Genomic DNA, 416 nt, shown 5'->3' on the forward strand with positions numbered 1-416 from the left:
GTGGCCGATGTTGCCGCCTACCACGATGTCCACGCCTTTCATGGAAATACCGCAACGGGCACCGGCGTCACCCTCGATCACCAGCAGCCCGCCATGGGCAGTGGCACCAGCGGCCTGGGAGGCACTGCCCTTGACCCGCACCGAACCGGACATCATGTTCTCGGCCACACCCACACCGACGTTGCCGTGCACGGTGACACTGGCCTGCTGGTTCATGCCGGCGCAGTAGTAGCCGGCATGGCCTTCGATATCCACCGCCACGGCAGCGTTGATGCCGACAGCCAGGTTGTGCTTGCCGCCAGGGTGGGTCACTTGCCATTCAAGGTCCTGCACCTCGCCGTGCAAGGACTGGTTGAGCACACGCACCGAAGTGCTGGACAGGTCGATCGTCTTCATATGGTTCTCCAGGGGTTCGG

1 pseudogene is annotated in these 416 nt (G+C 63.5%); it reads right to left on the minus strand.

Features of this window, described 5'->3' with window-relative positions:
• Nucleotides 1–396: pseudogene (locus tag EOE48_RS28970) on the minus strand (protein glxC); the annotation flags it as partial.
• Nucleotides 397–416: the final 20 nt, after the last annotated feature.

It is taken from the genome of Methylobacterium oryzihabitans (assembly GCF_004004555.2).
GTDB classification, from domain to species: domain Bacteria; phylum Pseudomonadota; class Alphaproteobacteria; order Rhizobiales; family Beijerinckiaceae; genus Methylobacterium; species Methylobacterium oryzihabitans.